Here is a 17,681-nt window from a genome sequence, read left to right as displayed (position 1 = left end):
TGTGAGCAGTTCCTGAGCGCCGCCGCTCAGCGGGCCTACGGTCCCGGCCATGAGAACCAGTCGCAGCAGAGGAAGGACATGGCGCAGCGCCGCGCTGGCGGCGCTGCTGGTCACGGGGACGCTCACCACGGTCGCCCCGCAGGCCCAGGGAGCGGACGCCCGGACCGAGACACCCGTGGCGTCGACGCATCCGGCCGACGGCGTGGCCGAGTCGGTGGTGCGGGTGAAGGTGCCGTTGCCGCAGTCGTTCGGGGCCCGTCCGGGGGCCTGCGACTGGCTGTCGTATCTGCGCTACCGCGCCGCCGACGGGCCGAGCAGGTCGGCGGACGCCGACCGGATCCTGGTGGCCCAGCCCGGCATCCTGGAGGGCGCCGGGGCGTTCGACAGCGTCGCCCGCGACACTGTCGCCCTGGCGGCCGCGCAGGGGCAGCACATCGAGTTCTGGGCTCTGGACCGGCGCTCCAACTGTCTGGAGGACCACACCGGCATCGCCTCCGGCGACCAGCACACGGCCGTCGACTACTACTACCGGGGCAGGGCGGTCGACGGCCGCAGCTTCGCCGGGTTCACCGGCAACGACCAGCTCGGGTGGCTGGCGAAGCTCGGCATCGAGCAGACCGTGCGGGACGAACACGACCTGCTCACCGCCGAGTTGCCCGACCAGGGGCTGCGCAGGCGCAAGGTGCTGTGCGGCGGGCACTCGCTCGGCGGGGTGATCACCGGGTACTTCGCGGCCGCCGACTTCGACGGTGATCCCGCGACCACGGCGGACGCCGGGCAGAACCAGTGCGCCGGGTACTTCGCCCTGGACACCACGATCTCCACCTCGCTGGCCGACCTGAGCGGCAGCATCCCCGACGACACCGACCTGCCCGACGTCGGCATCGGTTACGCGGCCGTGCAGGCGGGGCTGGACAGCGGTCTGCTGTCGCGTTCGCTGTCCGCGCCCGTGCTGCTCAACCCCGAGACCATGACCCTGCTCGCCATCGCCGGCGTGGGGGCCGTACAGGACCCGGACGCCGAGTCCGACCTGCCCTCCTATCTCCCCTCCGACGTCGACATCGAGGCCACCAACAGGTTCCTGTTCTCCAAGGACACGGCGACGTTCCTCACCGGCTCCCCGGCGGTGAAGGACTTCCGGCTCACCAATGACGCGGTGCTCGGGGCCCTGCTGGACGACAACTCCGTACCGCTGGCGTTCCTGCAGAGCAGCGTGGGCTTCTTCGACGGCGGACCGATCACCGACAAGAACTTCCCGGCCGCCAATGGGAGTTCGCAGCCGACGCAGCTGTTCGGCGTCGACTACAAGGCCATTCCCGCGCAGCCGCACGGGCCGCTGTACACCTGGCGCGACTACGACCGGGTGGGCGCCGCCGACGACCCGGGGTACCGGTCGGCCGACGGCACGCCGTTCACCGACGCCTCGAAGGAGGTCACCGACATCCACGAGCTGGCCCGCAGCCTGGCGGAGCAGCCACTGGACTTCACCGAACAGTACTTCCCGACCAAACTGGTCACCGACCTCGAACTGTCCGACTCGCCGCAGGTGAAGCGACTGGTCGTGCACCCCGAGGGGCTGACCGCGAACCCGACGCTCACGGTGCTGGCCGGCGACGGTCTGCTGGCCGGTCGGATACCCACCGACCTGCATCCGGTGGTCGCCCCCGGGTACCAGCACCTCGACGTGCTGACCGCGGCGCCCGTGCAGAACGACGGCCGCCCCGAACCGGTCTCCACCAGCCTCGCGGCGTTCGCTCGCACTCCGCGGTAGCCTCCGGCAGTCCCACCGCGAAAGACCGAAAGGGCCCGGGAGCCGGCCGACTCCCGGGTCCTGCGCGGTGCGGTGGTCCGTACGGCTCAGATCCTGCCGGCGGCGAACGTGGCCGCCGCGTCGGCGTCGGAGGTGTAGCCGAGGTGGGCCAGTACGTCGTCCCCGCCGTTCTCGCAGACGGGGTCACCGGTCGCGCAGAAGTCGATGGTGCGGCTCTGGTAGGTGCCGGTGATGCTCTTGCCGAGGGCGCGGATCGGGTTGCCGAACTGCAGCACCGCGGCGACCTTCGGCTCCACCGAGGCCGGAAGGGTCGCCACGATGGGGCTGCCGACCAGGGCTCCGGCGCTGCTGACTCCCACGGAGTTGTCGACGACGTTCGCGCCCTGCGAATAACCGACGAGAATGAAACGCTGATTCGGGCAGGCCGCGGCTTGTGCGGTGACGTGGTTCACCAGGTCGGCGTTTCCCTGCGCGGCCGAGGTCAGGGAAAGGTCCGCGGGGTAATCCACGGCATAACTGGAGAGGTTCTTGCCGGTCAGTTTCTTCTGCAGGGCCGAATACACCGGGTCGCCGACGATCAGGCCGAGGGTGCCCGGTTCGAAGGTGCCGCGGGCTGCCACGACGTCGATGTCCGAGCAGGTGGCGGCCGATGCCGTGGGCGCCGAGAGAGCGGTCAGTCCGGCTCCGCCGACCAGCGAGAGGGCGGCGAGGCACAAGCGGATACGCATGGGGGAATCCTTTGGGGGTCGGGCGCGTGAGGCGCCTGCGGAAAAGGACGTTCCCGAAGGTATTCGCGTTTCCAGACCTGGTGTTATGGACGGTGATTCAGAAATTCCCTGGGTTTTTCACCTGTGGTGAGTGGGGTTTCAGTTCTGCCCGAAGCGCAGGGACAGGATCAGGTCCAGGCGGGCCTCGGGGTCGTGCAGGCGGTCGCCGAAGAGTTTCTCCAGCTGGCGCAGGCGGTAGCGGACCGTCTGGGGGTGGATGTGGAGGCGGGCGGCGACGTCGGGGACGTTGCCGCCGCTGAGCAGCCAGACCAGCAGGGTCTCGGCCAGGCGGGGGCGCTGGCCCTCGGAGGCGGCGTCCAGCGGGGCGAGCGTGTGCGACCCGAGCCGGGCGAGGAGTGGCTCGTCGCTGTGCAGGAGCAGGGTCGAGAGGTGGTCGGCGCAGCGGACCACGCCCTGCCGGGGCAGGATCCCGCGGCCCATCAGGCCGAGGGCTCGGGTGGCCCAGCGCAGCGACTGCGCGGCCTCGGTCACCGGGACCGTCGGGCCGATCGCGGCCGGGCGGCCCTGCAGGCCGAGCAGCAGGGAGCGGCCGCCGAACCGGCCGGTGCCCTCCGGGTCGGGGACCAGGATTCGCGGTGGCCGGGAGTCCATGTCCACGAGGGCCCCGGGCATCGCCGGCGGCCGGTCCTCGGCCCGCGGGTCCGCCGCCAGAGCGACGACGGCGACCTGTTTCGGCACCCGCCAGCGCGCGCCGTGCGCGAGGTCCTGTACGGCCTCCGGGGCCACCGGCCCCTCCTCCAGCAGCAGATCGAGCAGCCGCCCGCGCCGCCGCTCCAGCTCGCCCGTGCTGTGCGACTGCGCCTCCGCGTAACCCGCGGCGGCCGCCTCCGCGACCTCGTGGACCGTCCGGAAGGCCAGTTCGCCGAGTGCGGCCACGATCGTCGAGTCCAGGCCGAGCTGCTCCGCCGTGCGCCCCATCAGCCGCCAGGCGTGCAGGCCGCCCACCCGTAACGCGGACTGCAGCGCGTCGAGGCCGCGGCCCGCCAGCGCTTCGCCGCGCCCGAGTTCGTAGTACGTGGCGGCGATCGCGTCCCCCTGGCCACGCGGGTCGGCGATGTGGTCGACGAACAGGGTGAGCGCCTGCACCACCCCGGCCCGGATGGTCCGCCCGTACGGCCCGTCGGCCGGTCGCGCGTACTCCGGGACCTGCCGGCGTACCTCCGCCTCCACCTCGTCCGCGACGCCCTCCAGCTGGCCGCGCAGCAGCTCGGCCAGTTCGGGCGGGACCGGCGGGGTTCCTGGCTCGGGGGGCACGGAGCGCGGGGTGGGGACGGCCACGGCGGACACTCCTTTCCCCCGGAGGCGGCTCCCCCACGGGCCGTTGCCCGTGGGACGAGAGGGACGCCCCGGGTTGGACGGGCGTCCCCTCCGCTCCGTTCCGTGCCCTGGCTGCGCGGAGGTCACTCCGGCACTCCCAGCGCACCGGCGAGCATCGGCCACGAGGCGGTGAACTCCTGTTTCCAGTAGTCCCAGCTGTGTCCGCCGCCCGCGTAGAAGTGGGTGGTGACGGGGATGCCGAGAACGGCGAGGGCCACGGTGAAGCTGTGCGCGGAGGGCCAGAGCAGGCCTTCCAGGACCCCGGCCGTCCAGTCGCCGACGGCACTGCCGCCGACCCCGCTGCCCTGGGACACGTACAGGGGTGTGCCGCGCAGTCCGGTGGCGCGGGCCCGCGGGTTGAAGTCCTCCCAGACGAGGGCGTTCAGGAGCGGACTGCCCCAGAGCGAGCCGGGCAGCAGGTTCTCGCGGGCCACGATGGCGTCGACGAGGGGAGGCACGCCGACTGCCGTGGTGTCGAGGATGCCGCTGTAGGAGGCGGCCGCGGTGAAGGCCCCGGGGTGGCGGGCCGCGTGTGCCATCGCGCCGTAGCCGCCCGTGGAGACCCCGGCCACGGCCCGTACCCCGGACGCCCGGTAGTCGCGGGCGAGCAGCGCCGGGACCTCCTGGAGCTGGAAGGTCTCGTAGTCGGGGCCGCCGCGCCAGGCGCTGGGGATGCCGGTGGGGCCCGCGTCCGGCATCGCCACGATCAGGTCACGGCCCTCGGTGAAGGACTCGATGTCCGTCTCCCGGGTCCAGGACGTGTAGTCGTCGTGGGCGCCGTGCAGGAGATACAGCACGGGGTAGGTCCGGGCGGTCTGCGTGCCGAAGTCCGACGGGAGGATCAGCCGGACGGGCGCACTGCGGCCGAGCGCGGACGACGTCACGGACACGTCGAAGGTGCGCGGCCCGACCTGGGTGGCGGCCCGGGCGCGTCCCGCGGCGGCCGTGGCGCCGAACAGGACGGCCAGGCCGGTGGCCGCCGCGGCCCTGGCGGCGGCGCGTCGGGAGAGTCCGGCGGGGTGGTGCGGCATGGCGGCTCCTCAGTCCGGTTGTGCGGGTCCGCCCGGCGCGGCGAGCAACCGCCGCAGCCGGGCGGCGATCTCGTCGACGTGCGGCGGGTCGAGCAGGGACAGGTGGTGTCCGGGGACCGGTACGACCTCAAGCCGCGGGCACACCTCGTCCCAGCCGAGGGCGTCGTCGTCGCGTTCGTAGGCCGGGTCGCGCACGGTGTGCGGGGCGGGTTCGCCGGCCCGGAAGAGGACGACCCGGCCGTCGTACCCGCCCGGGCGGTGTGCCTCGCCGGTCCTCAGGTCCAGGTAGGAGGCGCGCTGATGCGCCAGCGCGGCGGGCGGCACGACGGCGGTCTCGCGCAGGGCGCGCAGCACGCGGTCGATGCGCTCACCGTCGTCGGCCGTCGCGACCAGGTCGTCGTACGGCAGGTCGAGCCGGACTCCGTAGGTGTCGGCGATGTGCCGGGCGAAGCCGGTGAGATGGGCGCGGACGCGGTCGGCCGGGGTGCTGCCGGGTGGCAGGAGCGGGCGTACCGAGTCGATGAGCACGACCAGCTCCACCTCCCGTCCGGCGGCGGTGAGTTGGCGTGCCGTCTCCTGGGCGAGGAAGCCGCCGAAGGACCAGCCGCCGAGCACGCAGGGCCCGTCGGGGTGTGCGGCGGTGATCGCCTCGGCGTGGCGGCGGGCCCTCTCCGGCACGGTCAGGGCGTCCTCAAGCCGCTCCAGTCCGTACACCGGGCGGTCGTCGCCGAGCCGTTCGGTGAGTGCGCGGTAGACGGTGGTGGGGCTGCCGGCCGCGTGAAAGAGGAACAGGGGCGGCCGGGTACCGGTGGTGCCGTTCGACGGCCGCAGCGGGGTGGGCCCGCCCGGCGCCGGCTGCCGGATGCGGGCGGCCGCCTCGGCGACGGTCGTGGCGGCGAAGAGGTCACGCAGGGGCAGCTCGGCCCCCAACTCCCTTTCCAGGGAGGTGCGGACCCGGGTGGCCATCAGGGAGTCCAGGCCCAGATCGGCCAACACGGTGGCTGGAGTGATGCGGGCCGCCGGGTGGCCGGTGACGGCTGCGATGTGGTGGCTCAGGCGGGCGATGACCGAGACGTCATCGGCTGAGGTGTCATCGGTGGACGCGGGTGCCGCCGATGTGCGCGCCGTCGGCGTGTGCGCGGCCGACGCGTCCGCGTCGGGAGACGGCTCGTGCTTGTCCCACCGCACCGGGGCGTGGGCGCCGGGGCGACCGTCCGGCCACCAGTACCGCACGTGCCGCCAGCGTGGTGCGGGCAGGTCGATCACCCGGCCCGGGGGCGCCGGCAGCGCCAGCCCCGCCGCGTACAGCGCGCCCAACTGCCGCAGAAACGGGGCGGATCCGTCCGCGTCGCGGCGCAGCGTGCCGACCGCGAGGGCTCCGGGCACGGTGTCCGTCACAGACCGTGTCAGCACCGGGTGGGGCGAGATCTCGACGAAGGCGGTGTGACCGTCGGCCGCGGCCGCGGCCAGGGCCCGGTCCAGGCGCACCGGCCTGCGCAGGTTGGCGGCCCAGTGGGCGGCGTCGAACGCGCTGTCGCCGCGCGGGTCGTCGAGGACCGTGGAGTAGACCGGGACACGGGGCCGGCGGGGCCGGATGCCGGACAGGGCGTCGGTCAGCTCCGGCAGCAGCGGGTCCACCCGGGGCGAGTGACCGGCGCCGGCGACCCGCATCGCCCGGACGGCGCGGCCCTGTTCCTCCAGGAGGCGCACCAGCGGGGCGATCGCCTCCTTGTCGCCGGTGACGACCTTCTGCCGGGGCGAGGAGTGGACCGCGACCTGGACGCCGGGGAAGTCCCTTTCCAGCACCGGCAGTTCGTCGTCCGTCAGGTCGGTCACCGCCATCGCGCCGCCGCGCAGCCCGCCGAGCAGCCGGGCCCGTACGGCGATGACCCGCGCCGCCTGCGGCACGTCGAGGGCGCCCGCGCACACGGCCGCGGCCACCTCGCCCATGGAGTGACCGATGACCGCGGCCGGCTCGGCCCCGTACGAGCGCCACATCTCGGCGAGCGCCAACTGCACGCAGAACAAGGCCGGTTGCGCCACCTCCAGCCGGTCGACGGCGCAACCCGAGGCGAGCTGTTCGTGCAGGGAGAAGCCGCACGCGTCGGCGAGATGGGCGTCGAGTCTCTCGACGGCGGCGGCGAAGACCGGTTCCTCGGCCAGCAGTCCGCGGGCCATGCCGGGCCACTGGCTGCCGTATCCGGAGAACACCCATACCGGGCCGCGGCCGACGAGATCACGGTCACCGGTCAGTACACCGGCGTGTTGACCGCCGTCTCCCAACACGTGCATGGCGTCTGCCAGTTCGGACCGGTCATGGGCGATGACCGCCGCCCGGACCGGTCCGCGTCCCGCGCGTCCCGCGAGCGTGCGCGCCACGTCGGCCGGGCGGGCGCCGCGCCCCTCGGGGGCCCGTAGCCAGGCGGCCAGCCGGCCGGCGGTGTCCCGGACCCGCTCGGTGTCGGCGTCGGACAGGAGGTACAGGCGGGCGGCCGGCTCGGGCACGGACGGCGGCGGGACACCGGGGCGCCACTCCTCCAGTACGGCATGGGCGTTGGTGCCGGCGAAGCCGAAGCCGGAGACCCCGGTGGTGGCCGTGCCGCCGTAGCGGGGCCATGGCTCGGGCTCGGTCACCACCCGCAGCCGTACGTCCTTCAGGGCGCTGCCGTCGGCGCAGTGCAGCGACGGCGGGATGCTGTCGTGGTGGAGGGCGAGCACCGTCTTGACCAGGCCGGCCATACCGGCGGCGGACTCCAGATGGCCGAGGTTGCCCTTCACGGAGCCGAGCAGCAGCGGCTGTTCGGGGTCACGGTCCGCGCCCAGCACGGCGTCGAGGGCCGCCGCCTCCATCGGGTCGCCGAGCGGGGTGCCGGTGCCGTGCGCCTCGACGTGGTCGATGCGGGCCGGGTCCAGTCCGGCACGTGCGTACGCAGTGGTCAGCAGGGCTTGCTGGGCGGCCGGGTTGGGAGCCAGGAGGCCGTTGGAGCGGCCGTCGGAGTTGACGGCGGTGGCCCGGATGACGGCCAGGATCCGGTCGCCGTCCCGTTCGGCGTCGGACAGCCGTTTCAGCAGGACGGCCGCGCAGCCTTCGCCGCGCCCGATGCCGTCGGCCGTCCTGGCGAACGGTTTGCAGCGGCCGTCCGGTGCGAGCGCTCCGGCCCGCCCGAACGCGACGCCGACGACGGGCGACAGCAGCACGTTGACCCCCGCGGCGATCGCCGTGTCGCACTCGCCGGTGCGCAGCGCGACGCAGGCCTGGTGCACGGCGACGAGCGACGACGAACAGGCCGTGTCGACGGCCAGGGCCGGCCCGTGGGTGTCCAGGACGTACGCCAGCCGGCCCGCGGTCACGCTGAGCGCCGCGCCCGCCGGGGCCCAGGGGTCCACGGCGGCCGGGTCGGCGCCGGTGAGCTGCCCGTACTCCGGGGCGGAGACGCCGACGAAGATCCCGGTGGCCGTGCCGGCGAGGGCGGTGACCGGGACGGCGGCGTGGTCGAGGGTCTCACGGACGACCTCCAGCAGGATCCGCTGCTGCGGGTCGAGCACGGCGGCCTCACGCGGCGTGACACGGAAGAAGTCGGCGTCGAATCCCGCGATGTCGTCGAGATAACCGCCGTACGCGGGCGCGTCGGCGGGCGGGAAGGCGGCGACCTCGCGCCAACGGTCCTCGGGAACGCGGCGGACGGCGTCGACCCCGTCGAGCAGCAGCCGCCAGTAGTCGGCCGGCCCGTGCACTCCGCCGGGCAGCCGGCAGCCGACGCCGACGACCGCGACCGGCTCGATCGCCGCGACCGGCTCGGCCGTCGCGACCGGCTCAACCGGCACGCCGGGCCGGGCCGGTGTCGGGGACACCGGCCCGGGTCGCACGGCGGGGTCGCACAGGTACGCCACCAGCGCGTCCCCGGTCGACGCCTCCCAGAGCAGGGTCGACGCAAGCTCGCGGCCCGTCAGCCGGGACAACTCCCCCGCCAGCACGACCGCGTCCCGGGAGGACATGCCGAGGTCGGCCAGCGGCAGGTCCATCGGCACGTCGTCGGGGGCGGTGCCCTGCCAGGCGGCCGCCCGTTCCGCGACCAGCCGGCGCACCGCGCCCGCGTCCACGGGCCTCATGCCACCGTCTCCGGTGCGTAGGCGCCCTCCAGGTAGCGGGCCCGGGTCAGCGCCCGCGACACCTTTCCGCTGGACGTCCGGGGCACCGTGCCGGGCGCGACCAGGACGACGTCGGCCAGCCGCAGTCCGTGCCGGGCGGAGACGGCCGCGCGCACGGCCCGCACCAGGGCCGGTACGTCGATCTCGCCGAGGCTCGTGGTCCGCGCGTGCTCGGCCACGACCACCACCTCCTCCCCCGCACGGCCCGGCACCCCGAACGCGGCGAGCCGGTCCCGCCGCACCGCCGGGTGCGCGTCCTGGGCCGTGGCCTCGACGTCCTGCGGATAGTGATTGCGGCCGTCGACCACGATGAGGTCCTTGAGGCGGCCCGTGACGATCAGCTCCCCGTCCAGCACCGTCCCCAGATCGCCGGTACGCAGCCAGCCACCCGGCACCTCCCCGCCCCCGCCCTCGACCTCGACCTCGCCCCCGCCCTCGACCTCGACCTCGACCTCGACCTCGCTGAGCGTGGCGCCGAAGACGCGCATGGTCTGCGCCGCGTTGTTCCAGTAGCCGCGCCCCACGTTGGGGCCCTGCACCCAGATCTCGCCGATCTCGCCCTCCGGCAGCACCGTGCGTGAGGCCGTGTCGACGATGCGGACCCGCTGGTCCGCCGGGGTGCCGCAGCCGGCCAGCGGCACGGCCGTGGGGTCGTCGGGCCGCGCGGGCAGCGCCTTGCCGACGGTCAGCGCGTCGCGGTCCAGCGTGAAGCGGGCGATCGGCTCGCCCGGCCGGGCGGCGCTGACGAAGACGGTGGCCTCGGCGAGCCCGTACGACGGGCAGTGCGCCTCCGCGCGGAGCCCCTGTCCGGCGAACGCGGCGTGGAAGCGGTCGGCGGTGCCCGGCCGTACCGGTTCGCTGCCGTTGATCAGCGCGGCGACACCGTCCAGCCGCAGCTCCGCCTTCTGGGCGTCGGTGACGGCGGCGGCGCAGTAGTCGTAGGCGAAGTTGGGCGCCGCGCTCACCGCGCGCGGATGGGCGGCCAGCAGCCGCAGCCAGCGGACCGGCTCGTGGAGGAACGCGGCCGGGTCCATGAGGACCGACAGCAGGCCCCGTACGACCGGCGCCGCGACGCTCAGCACCAGCCCCATGTCGTGGTAGAGGGGCAGCCAGCCCACGCAGGTCACCGGGTGGGTGTCGGCGCCGTACGCGGTCAGTGCCTGGCGGGCGTTGGCGACCACGTTGGCGTGGGTGATCTCCACGCCTGCCGGGGCGCGGGTGGAGCCGGAGGTGTACTGCAGGTAGGCGGTGGTGCCGGGCGCGGGCGGCGGCCAGTCGCGCGCGCCTGCGTCGGGGGCCCGGTCCGCCACCACGGCCGGGACCTTCGCGCGCTCGCAGAGGTCCCGGACCTCCGCCGCGGCCCGGTCCGTGGTGACGACGGCCGCGGGCCGGGCGTCGTCCAGCACCGCCAGGAGCCGGTCGCCGTGCCCGGGCAGGCCTGGCGGGTAGAGGGGGACGGCGACCAGCCCGGCGGTCAGGGCCGCCAGGAACCCGGTGACGTAGTCCGTGCCCTGGGGGCACAGCAGCGCGACCCTGTCGCCCGGTTCGGCCACCTCGGCGAGCCGGGCGGCCAGCGCCCGCACCCGCACGTCCAGGCGCTGCCAGGTGAGGGTGCGGTGGACGCCCCGCGAGTGCGGGGCGGGGTGGTCGACGAAGGTGAACGCCCGGCGGTCGGGGGTGGTTTCGGCCCAGTGCCGCACGTACTCGGGCAGGGTCCGGTACGCGGGCGCGAGCGGGGGGCGGCGGCTGTCCATACGGGCGTGGCTCCTCACATCGCGGGTTCGGCTGACGAGTCGGCGGATCAGAGGGGGATGTTGCCGTGCCGGCGCTCCGGCAGCGGGGCGCGTTTGCCGCGCAGGGCGCGCAGGGCGCGGCACAGATGGGCGCGGGTGTCTCGGGGGGCGATGACCGCGTCGACATACCCGCGTTCGGCGGCGGGGTACGGGGTGCCGTGCGTGCTCTCGTAGGCGGCGACAAGGCGGGCGCGCAGGGCTTCGGGGTCGTCGGCGGCGGCCAGTTCACGCCGGTGCAGCACACCGACGGCGCCCTGCGCGCCCATCACGGCGATACGGGCGGTGGGCCAGGCCAGGTTGACGTCGGCGCCGAGGTGTTTGGAGCCCATCACCGCGTACCCGCCGCCGTACGCCTTGCGCACCACGACGGTGACCTTCGGGACGGTCGCCTCGGCGTAGGCGTACAGGAGTTTGGCGCCGCGCCGGATGATGCCGGCGCGTTCCTGGCCGACGCCGGACAGGTAGCCGGGGACGTCCGCGAAGGTCAGCAGCGGGATGCCGAACGCGTCGCAGAACCGTACGAACCGCGCGGCCTTCTCGGAGGCGTCGATGTCGAGGACGCCGGCGGCGTACAGCGGCTGGTTTGCGACCATCCCCACCGTGGCGCCCTCGATCCGGCCCAGGGCGCAGATGATGTTCGGCGCGAACAGCTCCTGCACGGGCAGGAGTTCGCCGTCGTCGACGACCGAGCACAGGATGTCGCGCATGTCGTAGGCCTGGTCGGTCCGGTCAGGGACCACCTCGTCGAGCGAGTGCCCGCCGGCCGCGGCCCCGGGCGCGTACTCGGGCGGCCGTTCCAGGTTGTTGCCGGGCAGGTACGACAGCAGGTCGCGTACGGTGTCGAGGGCGTCCTCCTCGTCGGCGGCCAGGAAGTGGGCGTTGCCGTTGACGGCGTTGCTGGCGCGGGCGCCGCCCAGTTCCTCGGCGGTGGTGCGCTCTCCGGTGACCGTCTCGATGACGTCGGGGCCGGTGACGAACATGTGGGAGGTGCGGTCGACCATCACCGTGAAGTCGGTGATCGCCGGTGAGTAGGCGGCCCCGCCCGCGCACGGGCCGAGGATGACGGAGATCTGCGGGATCACCCCGGACGCCTGGACGTTGCGCCGCACCAGCTCGGCGTAGAGCGCGAGGGAGGCGACGCCCTCCTGGATGCGGGCGCCGCCGGAGTCGTTGAGGCCGACGACGGGGCAGCCGGTCTTCAGTGCCAGGTCCATGAGGGCCACGGTCTTCTCGCCGAAGGCCTCGCCCATGCTGCCGCCGAAGACGGTGGAGTCCTGGGCGAAGACGCAGACCTGGCGTCCGTCGATCATGCCGTGCCCGGTGACGACTCCGTCGCCGTGGGGGCGGCGGGCGCCGTCTCCCGTCGACCGGGCGCGGACGAACAGCCCCGTCTCGGTGAAGGAACCCTCGTCGAGGAGGCGTTCGATCCGCTGCCGGGCACCGAGCGCCCCGCCTCTCCTCGGCACCCCGGGGGCGAGTGCCTGTGCGGTACGGCGTTCCAGGTCCGCGATGCGTTCGGCGGTGCGGTCAGCGGGGGGTCTCACCGTCGCCGTCGGGGACACGGTCGGGGACGTACTCGTCTCTCGCCTCACAGCCACCTCCGAGGTTGTTTTCGAATGTGGCAGTGATACGCGAGGGGAACCGGTCGATTGCGGCGCTGTTTGCGGGAGTTGAGTGCCGGGAGGCGGACGTTCGTGCGGACGTGACAATGCACGGAGAGCCAGAACCAGTACCTGGAGACCGGCGCGGGCGGCGGCTGGTTCCGCTATCGCGTCGAGGACGGCAGGGCCCGGTTCGTGGCCAGGCACGACGACATCGGGAAGGAGGCGGCTCAGTCCTGAAGATCGTCCGAGGCGCCGAGGCCGGTCAGTGCGCCGACCGGGTCCAGGTCGGGGGTGCCTCGGGGCCACCAGTCGTCGTGGCCCGGCTCCGACTCGTAGGCGTACCACAGGCCGTCCCGGCCGAAGCGGAGCTGGAGGTGGCCGCGGGGGTGGGTGAGGTGGTTGCGCCAGGGCCGGAAGGCCGGGAGGTCGGCGGCGAGCAGCAGCGGCCGGGCCCGGTCGAAACGCCCGGCCGGCGGGTCCCAGGGCTCCTCCAGCACGGCCAGCCCCTCCAGTCCGCCCTGGCGCCAGGCGGCGACAGCCCGCGCCAGGTCGCCCGGGGTGCGGCCGACCGCGTCCGCGAGCGTGGCGTAGAGGGCACGGGTGGACGCGGTGAGCCCGGACCCGGGGCGGGCCGCGGCGAGCCGTACCGCGTCCTGCCAGAGGGTCAGTTCGCCGACCGGGTCGCATCCGGTGGTGAGCACGGCGTGGGCGCGGGCCGCCGCGTCGGTGGCCAGCTGGTCCAGCGCGAACGGGTCCGGGCCGCCGGGCACCCCCGGATAGACCGGCGGCTGCTCGGGGTGGGCCGGAACCGGCAACGGGGGCGGCAGCGGCGGACGTTGACGCGGGACGAGGGCCTCGGTGGCCCGGACACCCGGCAGCGAGGCCGGCTGCCGCTCCCGGGCCGCGCGGGCGGCGTTGCGCCGGGACAGCGCGTCGAGCACCTCGCGCTCCCCACGGCCGCGCAGCAGGAGCAGCACGAACGGGTCCGCGTCCAGCAGCCGCGCCGTCTGGTAGCAGAGGGCGGCCGCGTGCTTGCAGGGGTGACCGAAGTCCGGGCAACTGCACCGGGGTTCGAGCTCACCTGGCCCGGGCAGCAACGGCACCCCGGTGTCGGCGAGGCTCTGCGGCAGCTCCCTGTCGAGCAGCGCGGCGATGTCGGCGGGCCGGTCGGCGGCGGCCTCCAGCAGCCGCTCCCACTCGTCCTCGCCGAAGGTCCGCAGCCGCACCTGCACGCGGTACGGCCGGGGCCGGCTGCCCTGCACATACGCCAGGACCAGTCCCGGGGTCACGGTGATGGCGTCCACATGCCCGCGCTCGGCGTAACCCCGCCCCCGCACAAGCCGCTTGGCGTCCAACGCGCCCTCTTCCAGCGCCCGCATCCACGCGTTGCCCCACCAGGTCTCGGCGAAGCCCGAAGCGGCAGCGGGATCGCGAGGCGTCGGGGCAGGAAGGGCGGCGAAGGTACGGCGGAGCTCGCCGTCGCGGTGGGGTGTGGCCATGGTGCGCGGGACGCGCGGGGTCGCGGAGGGGTCAGAGGCCGGGGCGCCCGGCTCCGAGTGAGCCGGGGCGGACACGGCAGGCCGGGGTTCGGGCTCAGGCCGGCTCGGCTTCGGCAGAGCCGCGGCGGACAGGGCGGGCCGGGACTCAGGCTCAGACCGACCCGGCTCCGGATGAGCCGCGCCGGACACGGCAGACCGGGCCCCGGGCTCAGGCTCCGAGCGAGCCGCGGCGGACCCGACAGGCCTGGACTCAGGCTCAGACCGACCCGGCTCCGGGCGAGCCGCGGCGGACGGAGCGGACCGAGCCCCCGACTCAGACCGACCCGGTTCCGTCTCGGGTGCGGCGGTGTTCGGCTCGGCCTCGTCCCTCGGCATCCGGAACGCGGTCGCCAGGAACTGCTTCAGGTCACGGGCGGTGCGGCCGCCGTGAGCCGCGGATGCCGGGGCCGGTGAGGGCGATCGCCGTACCGGGCGGGACGGTGACGGTGCCGAAGCCTCCGCCGCAGCCGCCTCCTCGGCCCGCCTCGCCTCCGCGCGCGCCGCGCGCAGCGCCTCCCGCGCGACGTCACCGGGACGGCTGCCCGGCCGGACGGCAGCGGAGGCGCCGGTGTCGGCCTGGTCCGTCGGGTCGGCGTCGAGCTCGGGCCGGGACTCGGGCTCGGCCTCGGCCTCGGCATCCCGCTGCTCCGCCTCCTTCGCGGCGGCGGCCGCCCGCAGCGCCAGCCGCGCGGCGTCTCCCGGCCTGGGCGCGCGTCCCGCCCGCTCCCCCGCTCCCTCGCCCGGAGCCATCCCGCCGCCCCCGGTCTCCGTCCCGGGTCCCCGCGCCGCCCGCAACGCACGCCGTGCCGCGTCCGCCGGCCGCTGCCCGCCCTCGCCGCTCATGCCGTCCTCCGCAACGACACCAGGTCGGACAGCTCGCGGTCCGTCAGCTCGGTCAGCGCGGACTCGCCGGAGCCCAGGATCGCGTCGGCGAGTGCCCGCTTCGACTCCAGCATCTCGGCGATGCGGTCCTCGACGGTGCCCTCGGTGACCAGCCGGTGCACCTGGACCGGCTGGGTCTGGCCGATGCGGTACGCGCGGTCGGTGGCCTGTTCCTCCACCGCCGGGTTCCACCAGCGGTCGAAGTGGACGACATGACCGGCGCGGGTGAGGTTGAGGCCGGTGCCCGCCGCCTTCAGGGACAGCACGAGGACCGGGGTCGCCCCGCTCTGGAAGCGGTCCACCATGCGCTCCCGCTCCGGCACCGGGGTGCCGCCGTGCAGGAGGTCGACCGGGACCGCGCGAGCCTGGAGATGCGCGGTGATCATGCGGGCCATGCCGACGTACTGGGTGAAGACGAGCGCCGAGCCGTCCTCGGCGAGCACCGTGTCCAACAGCTCGTCGAGCAGGGCGAGTTTCCCGGAGCGCGCGGTCAGGCCCTCGATACGGGTCTCTTCCTTCAGGTACAGCGCCGGGTGGTCGCAGATCTGCTTCAGCGCGCCGAGCAGCTTGAGCACCAGGCCGCGGCGGGCGATGCCGTCCGCCGTCTCGATGGCGAGCAGCGACTCACGCACCACCGCCTCGTACAGCGCGGCCTGCTCGCGGGTGAGCGGGACCGGGTGGTCGGTCTCCGTCTTGGGCGGGAGTTCGGGGACGATGCCCGGGTCGGACTTCTTGCGGCGCAGGAGGAAGGGGCGGACCAGGCGGGCCAGCCGGGCCACCGCCTCCTCGTCCTCGCCGTTCTCGACGGCACGCGCGTGCCGGGCGCGGAAGGACTTGAGCGGCCCGAGGAGTCCGGGGGTGGTCCAGTCGAGGAGGGCCCAGAGTTCGGAGAGGTTGTTCTCCACGGGGGTGCCGGTGAGAGCCACGCGCGCGGGGGTCGGGATGGTGCGCAGTGCCTTGGCGGTGGCCGAGTAGGGGTTCTTGACGTGCTGGGCCTCGTCGGCGACGACCATGCTCCAGGGCTGGTCGGCGAGGCCGGCCGCGGCGGCGCGCATGGTGCCGTACGTGGTGAGGACGAAGCCGCCGTCGAGGCCGTCGAGGGTGCGGTCGGGGCCGTGGAAGCGGCGGACCGGCACGCCGGGCGCGAACCGGGCGATCTCCCGCTGCCAGTTGCCGAGCAGTGAGGCCGGGCAGACCACGAGGGTGGGCTCGGTGCGGGCCCGCTTCAGGTGCAGGGCGATGACGGTGATCGTCTTGCCGAGGCCCATGTCGTCGGCGAGGCAGCCGCCGAGGCCCAGGGAGGTCATCAGGTCGAGCCAGGCCAGGCCCCTCAGCTGGTAGTCACGCAGGGTGGCGTGCAGACCGGCGGGCGGCTCGGCGGGCCGGATGCCGGCGGTGAGGCGGTCGCGCAGGGCCGCGAGGACTCCGACGGGGACCGCCTCGACCCTCTCGCCGTCCACCTCGGCCTCGCCGGTGAGCGCCACCGAGAGCGCGTCGACCGGGTCCAGCAGGCCCAGTTCGCGTTTGCGGGCCTTGCGGACGAGGGCGGGGTCGACGAGCACCCAGCTGTCCCGCAGCCGTACGACCGGGCGGTGGGCCTCCGCGAGGGCGTCCATCTCGGCGTCGCTGAGCGGATCGCCGCCGAGCGCGAGCTGCCAGCGGAACTGGAGCAGTTCCTCGCTCTCGAAGAAGCCGGTGCCGTCGGTGGCGGAGCCGGGGGCGGCCCGGACCACGGCCGCGGCGGTCAGGTCCTGGGCCAGGTCCCGGGGCCAGTGCACGGCGACCCCGGCCGCCGCGAGCCTGGTCGCCGCCACCCCGAGCAGTTCCCCCAGCTCCTCCTCGGAGAGCGCGAGCACGTCCGGCACGTCCTGCTCGGACAGGCGGTCCAGCGGCGGCCACACCCGCGCGGCCCGGCGCACGGCCAGCGCCGCGTCCACCCGTGCGCGGGGGCCGAAGGCCGCGTCGGACCGGCCGGCCCACAGCGCCGCCGCGTCGGTCACCAGGGTCGGGTCGGCCAGGCTGTGGACCTGGACGATTGCCGCTCCCGCGCGCTGCGCGCCCTCTGCGTCGTCGAACAGGTCGTACGCCGCGAGGTCCAGGCGCAGTGAGATGCGCACGCCCGCGTCCATGCCGGCGGCGACCTCCGCGGCCCACTCGTGGGCGTCGGGCAGCCGTTGCGGTTCGCGTGCGGCGAAGGGCCGGCCCGAGGTGTGCGGGGCGGCCGGGGTGCGGGGCAGGGTGTCGGCGACGGCGTCCAGGAAGGAGCGGATCAGTGCTTCCGGCTGGGGCAGCAGGAGCGGGCCGGGGCCGGGCAGCGGGACGGCGTGCCCCTCGGCGGGCAGGGCGGCGGCCACCGCGCGCAGGTGGGCGATGTCGGCGGGCTCCAGCGGACCGGCCCGCCAGGCGTCGTGGCCGGCCGGGGTGAGGCCGGGCAGCAGCCGGCCGCGGGCGGCGAGCCGCAGGGCGTGCTGGGCGGCCGCGCCCCAGCAGGCGGTGGCGGGATGGGCGGCCGGGTCGCGGCGGGCCCGGACGAGCAGCGGGAGGGCGTCGGCGAGCGGCAGCGTGAGCGCGGGCACCTGCCGGCGGCGGACTCCGGTGGCGCCGTGCCGTCGTACGACCGTCAGCTCCTCGGTCGCGGTGCCGGGCAGCGGGTCCCCCTCGGGGTCCCAGAAGGCGATCCGGCCCTGGCGTGGGAGGTCGGCGGGCAGATAGACCGCCGCCAGGCGCACCGGGACGCCCGCGTCGGCCTCGGCCGTGGTGCCGCTCATACGTTCTGCCACCTCCCGCCCACATGTCGGATCAGACGTC

General features: G+C 74.8%; 9 protein-coding genes. 1 reads left to right on the top strand and 8 read right to left on the bottom strand.

Going from position 1 to position 17,681, the window contains the following annotated elements:
* Window positions 1-49 precede the first annotated feature (49 nt).
* Window positions 50-1,771, top strand: a complete 1,722-nt coding sequence (locus tag OHB00_RS39455) for a hypothetical protein (protein WP_406442261.1) — start codon at window positions 50-52, stop codon at window positions 1,769-1,771.
* An 86-nt stretch (window positions 1,772-1,857) separates the two neighbouring features.
* Here OHB00_RS39455 and OHB00_RS39450 read toward each other — a convergent pair whose 3' ends face one another.
* From OHB00_RS39450 to OHB00_RS39415, 8 genes are all read right to left on the bottom strand, one after another.
* A complete protein-coding gene (locus OHB00_RS39450; protein ID WP_406442260.1) occupies window positions 1,858-2,499 on the bottom strand; it encodes a cutinase family protein in 642 nt (213 codons plus the stop codon).
* A gap of 138 nt (window positions 2,500-2,637) precedes the next feature.
* The gene (locus tag OHB00_RS39445) at window positions 2,638-3,837 is read right to left on the bottom strand and encodes a PucR family transcriptional regulator (protein ID WP_406442258.1); all 1,200 of its coding nucleotides are present in this window, start codon (window positions 3,835-3,837) and stop codon (window positions 2,638-2,640) included.
* A 122-nt stretch (window positions 3,838-3,959) separates the two neighbouring features.
* Complete coding sequence (locus OHB00_RS39440) at window positions 3,960-4,907, bottom strand: alpha/beta hydrolase (protein ID WP_406442256.1); 948 nt, start codon at window positions 4,905-4,907, stop codon at window positions 3,960-3,962.
* Between the two features lie 9 nt (window positions 4,908-4,916).
* The gene (locus OHB00_RS39435; RefSeq protein WP_406442254.1) at window positions 4,917-9,017 is read right to left on the bottom strand and encodes an acyltransferase domain-containing protein; all 4,101 of its coding nucleotides are present in this window, start codon (window positions 9,015-9,017) and stop codon (window positions 4,917-4,919) included.
* Window positions 9,014-10,810, bottom strand: a complete 1,797-nt coding sequence (locus OHB00_RS39430) for a fatty acyl-AMP ligase (protein WP_406442252.1) — start codon at window positions 10,808-10,810, stop codon at window positions 9,014-9,016. The genes OHB00_RS39435 and OHB00_RS39430 overlap by 4 nt, the downstream gene beginning before the upstream one ends.
* Window positions 10,811-10,857: 47 nt before the next feature.
* Entirely contained in the window at window positions 10,858-12,393 is a 1,536-nt protein-coding gene (locus OHB00_RS39425) for an acyl-CoA carboxylase subunit beta (RefSeq protein ID WP_406442250.1), read from the bottom strand.
* 287 nt (window positions 12,394-12,680) lie between these two features.
* Window positions 12,681-14,834, bottom strand: coding sequence for an SWIM zinc finger family protein (locus OHB00_RS39420; RefSeq protein ID WP_406442248.1), 2,154 nt, complete (start codon window positions 14,832-14,834; stop codon window positions 12,681-12,683).
* The gene (locus OHB00_RS39415) at window positions 14,831-17,641 is read right to left on the bottom strand and encodes an SNF2-related protein (protein WP_406442246.1); all 2,811 of its coding nucleotides are present in this window, start codon (window positions 17,639-17,641) and stop codon (window positions 14,831-14,833) included. The genes OHB00_RS39420 and OHB00_RS39415 overlap by 4 nt, the downstream gene beginning before the upstream one ends.
* Window positions 17,642-17,681: the final 40 nt, after the last annotated feature.

The organism is Streptomyces sp. NBC_00631 (assembly GCF_045206895.1).
Taxonomy (GTDB): Bacteria; Actinomycetota; Actinomycetes; order Streptomycetales; family Streptomycetaceae; genus Streptomyces.
The sequence above is the reverse complement of the archived record's forward strand: the minus strand, read 5'-3'. Positions and strand labels throughout refer to the sequence as shown.

Coding starts and splice junctions, on each gene's coding strand:
- OHB00_RS39455 (WP_406442261.1), top strand. CDS start 50: ATGAGAACCAGTCGCAGCAGAGGAAGGACATGGCGCAGCGCCGCGCTG.
- OHB00_RS39450 (WP_406442260.1), bottom strand. CDS start 2,499: ATGCGTATCCGCTTGTGCCTCGCCGCCCTCTCGCTGGTCGGCGGAGCC.
- OHB00_RS39440 (WP_406442256.1), bottom strand. CDS start 4,907: ATGCCGCACCACCCCGCCGGACTCTCCCGACGCGCCGCCGCCAGGGCC.
- OHB00_RS39435 (WP_406442254.1), bottom strand. CDS start 9,017: ATGAGGCCCGTGGACGCGGGCGCGGTGCGCCGGCTGGTCGCGGAACGG.
- OHB00_RS39430 (WP_406442252.1), bottom strand. CDS start 10,810: ATGGACAGCCGCCGCCCCCCGCTCGCGCCCGCGTACCGGACCCTGCCC.
- OHB00_RS39420 (WP_406442248.1), bottom strand. CDS start 14,834: ATGAGCGGCGAGGGCGGGCAGCGGCCGGCGGACGCGGCACGGCGTGCG.
- OHB00_RS39415 (WP_406442246.1), bottom strand. CDS start 17,641: ATGAGCGGCACCACGGCCGAGGCCGACGCGGGCGTCCCGGTGCGCCTG.